Here is a 3,134-nt window from a genome sequence, read left to right as displayed (position 1 = left end):
TCCCCGGCTCGATCGAGCCGCCCTGCTCCCGCGCCCCAGCACGCCCACGGCACCGCCATGCCCGCCTGCCCTGAGCCCCGCCTGCCTCGCGTCCCGTCCCGCGCAGCCCGCGTCCCGTCCCGCGCAGCCCTCGTCCCGTCCCGTGCGGCTCGTGTTCCCTCCCGTGCGGCTCGCGTCCCGCCCCGAGAAGGGAGAGCACCTCCATGCCCATGTCCGCCCTGCGCCGAGTCCTCACCGCCGCCTCCGCGGCCGTCGGCGCGCTGGCCCTCGGCCTCACCACGGTCCCCGCCCAGGCCGCGACCCCGCTCGACTACGCGGCCCTCGGGGACAGTTACAGCGCCGCCTCCGGTGTCCTGCCCGTCGACCTCACCAGTCCGCTCTGCCTGCGCTCCACCGCGAACTACCCCCACGTCATCGCCGCCCGGACGGCGGCCCGGCTGACCGACGTCACCTGCGGCGCCGCCCAGACCAAGGACTTCACCGAGCCCCAGTACCCCGGCGTCCCTCCCCAGGCGGACGCGGTCACCGCGGACACCGACCTGGTGACCCTGACCATCGGCGGCAACGACAACGGCACCTTCATCAACGCCGTGACCGCCTGCGGAACCGCCGGCATCCTCAGCGGCGGCCGGGGCAGCCCGTGCAAGGACAGGTACGGCACGGCCTTCGACGACGCGATCGACACCGACACCTACCCGGCGCTGAAATCCGCGCTCCGCGCCGTGCGCGCCAAGGCCCCGCAGGCCCGCGTGGCCGTGCTCGGCTACCCCTGGATCACGCCCGCCACGGCCGACCCGTCCTGCTTCGCCAGGCTGCCCGTCGCCACCGGTGACGTGCCGTACCTGCACGCCCTGCAGGCGCACCTCAACGCCGTGGTCCGGCGGGCCGCCGAGGAGACGGGGGCGACCTACGTGGACTTCGCCGAGGTCTCCACCGGGCACGACGCCTGCCAGCCCGCCGGCACCCGGTGGATCGAGCCGCTGCTGTTCGGGCACAGCGTCGTCCCCGTCCACCCCAACGCCCTCGGCGAGCGGCGGATGGCGGAGCGCACCCTGAGCGTCCTCGGCCTCGGCTGACGCTCGCCGCCGCGCCGAGGCCGCCGGTCAGGCGTCGGCGAGCAGCGGGTCGTAGGGGGTCGAGCGCTCCCGGCCCGACATGAAGGCCAGGAAGTCCCGCACGAAAGCGGCCCGCGAGTAGGTGCCGTCCGCGCCGGTCATGTCCCGGCGGAAGCCCCTGCGGAACAGCGCCCGGTACTCCGCCGCGTCGACGCGCTGATCGCCGTTCACGTCGGTGACGTCGAAGAGCACCTCGGCGACCCTGATCAGGGCGGGACCGGCGAGCGACGGCACGGCCGCCGCGTACTCCGCGGCGCTGATCCGACCGTCGCCGTCGGTGTCGAGAGCCGCCTGCAGCTCCCGCCACCAGCCGGCGAAGGCGTCGTAGAGCCGCGTCTCCTCCGGCTCGTCCAGGTCGAGCCGGCCGGCGATCTCCCGGGCCATGGCGGCGAGGTCGGGCCAGTCCAGACAGCCGTCCCCGGTCTGGTCCAGCACCGCCGCGAAGAACTCCTCCGCGCTGCGCCGTGCGGCGCTCCCCGCATCGGGGTCCGGCTCCGGCGGCAGGGGAGTGATCAGCCGTACCAGGGCCCCGGCCCGCTTCATCCGGTCCCGCAGCGCGCCGAGCGTCCGGGCCCGGGGGTCGTCGCTGTCGGGGGAGAGGGCGAGCAGGCCGGTGAGGGCGTCGGTCCGGATCCACCCCTCCGGGAGGAACCGGGCGAGGCCGGCGCCGAGATAGGCGCCCTGCATCAGGGTCTGGGCGCCGGGCAGCTCGGGCAGCCCCGCCCGGCGGCGGAACGGCTCCGGCAGGGACGCCACGGTGACCACGCCGATGAGCGGCCCGGCGAGCGCGCGGCCGGCCGCCCACAGGGTGGGCAGACCGTGCAGCAGGGGCGGCGCGGGCAGATGGTCGAAGAGCCGGTAGAGGATGATGCGCATCGCCTCCGTGTTCTCCAGTTCCTCCTCCACCACACGGTCGTAGTACGCCCAGAACTCGTGCAGCGTGGACGGCAGATGGCGGGCATCGCCGTCCAAGGCGGCCAGATAGGCCCGGAATTCGGCGTACAGCCGCTCCATGGCGGCCTGCTCCAGCGGCTGCCCGCTGAGGCGGCACATCGTGACGCTGCTCTCGAAGAGGGTGGCCACCACCCAGGCCCGCACCGCCGGATCCATCGCGTCGTAGGGCCGGTCGTGCGCGTCGGTGCCGCTCAGCCGGGCGTGCAGCCGGTTGAGCCGCGCCGCCTCCCTGCGCCGTACCGCGTCGTCGGGCCCGAACATGCGCTGCAGGCTCACGACCGTGTTGCGCAGCCGCCGCCACGGGTGGGTCACGAACGTCGAGTTGTCGATCAGGGCCGCGCCGACCTGCGGGTGCGCGGCCTCCAGCACGGTCGCCCGGACGACGGCCAGCGCCCAGCGTGGATCGTTGAAGAACGCCTCGAACTGGCTGTCCGGGCCGAAGAGTTGATCGTCGGCGGCAGCGGCTCCGGATGCGTCGCCGGTGTTCCTGGGCTCGTTGCTGCCCGTGTCCGTCACGGTCGTCGTTCTCCGTTCGCGTTCGGCGTGACGCCGCCGAAGCGGCGGTCGCGCTGCTGATAGGTGTGCAGGCACTCCAGGAAGTGGGGCGCGCGGAAGTCCGGCCAGAGGACCGGCGGGAACATCCACTCCGCGTAGGCGACCTGCCAGAGCATGAAGTTGGAGATGCGCTGCTCCCCGGAGGTGCGGATGACGAGGTCCACGTCGGGGGTGTCGGGAAACGGCAGATGAGCGGCGAAGCTCCGCTCGTCCACGGCCTCGGCCGGCACCCCGCTGCGGATCAGGGAGCGGGCCGCCGCCACGATGTCCCTGCGTCCGCCGTGATCGAACGCGACGGTCAGCGTCATGCCCCGGTTCTCGCCCGTCAGCGTCATCAGATCGGCGAAGTCCCGGGTCAGCGCCGGCGGGATGCGCGGATCCGCCACGCCGAGGAACCGGCAGCGGATCCCCCGCGCGTGCAGCAGCGGGGCGTGTTTGCGCACCACCCGGCGGACCAGCCGCATCAGGAAGTCGACCTCGGTGCTCGGCCGCTGCCAGTTCTCGGTGGAG

General features: G+C 73.9%; 3 protein-coding genes. 1 reads left to right on the top strand and 2 read right to left on the bottom strand.

The features are described 5' to 3' along the window. Positions 1–203: 203 nt before the first annotated feature. A complete protein-coding gene (locus tag CCN44_RS38630; protein WP_086703551.1) occupies positions 204–1,076 on the top strand; it encodes an SGNH/GDSL hydrolase family protein in 873 nt (290 codons plus the stop codon). A gap of 27 nt (positions 1,077–1,103) precedes the next feature. Here the strand turns inward: CCN44_RS38630 and CCN44_RS38625 are convergent, their stop codons facing one another. Both CCN44_RS38625 and uppS read right to left on the bottom strand, forming a co-directional pair. Continuing rightward, positions 1,104–2,585 (bottom strand): oxygenase MpaB family protein, encoded by a 1,482-nt coding sequence (locus tag CCN44_RS38625; protein WP_086703547.1) that lies wholly within the window; start codon positions 2,583–2,585, stop codon positions 1,104–1,106. Then, positions 2,582–3,134 (bottom strand): polyprenyl diphosphate synthase (gene uppS / locus CCN44_RS38620; RefSeq protein WP_086703542.1); only part of this gene is annotated, 553 nt, incomplete at its 5' end. The genes uppS and CCN44_RS38625, both read right to left, overlap by 4 nt.

The organism is Streptomyces tricolor, assembly GCF_002155905.1.
Classification (GTDB): domain Bacteria; phylum Actinomycetota; class Actinomycetes; order Streptomycetales; family Streptomycetaceae; genus Streptomyces; species Streptomyces tricolor.
The sequence above is the reverse complement of the archived record's forward strand: the minus strand, read 5'-3'. Positions and strand labels throughout refer to the sequence as shown.

Excerpts from the sequence above, each read along its gene's own strand:
- CCN44_RS38630 (WP_086703551.1), top strand. The coding sequence starts at position 204 with ATGCCCATGTCCGCCCTGCGCCGAGTCCTCACCGCCGCCTCCGCGGCC.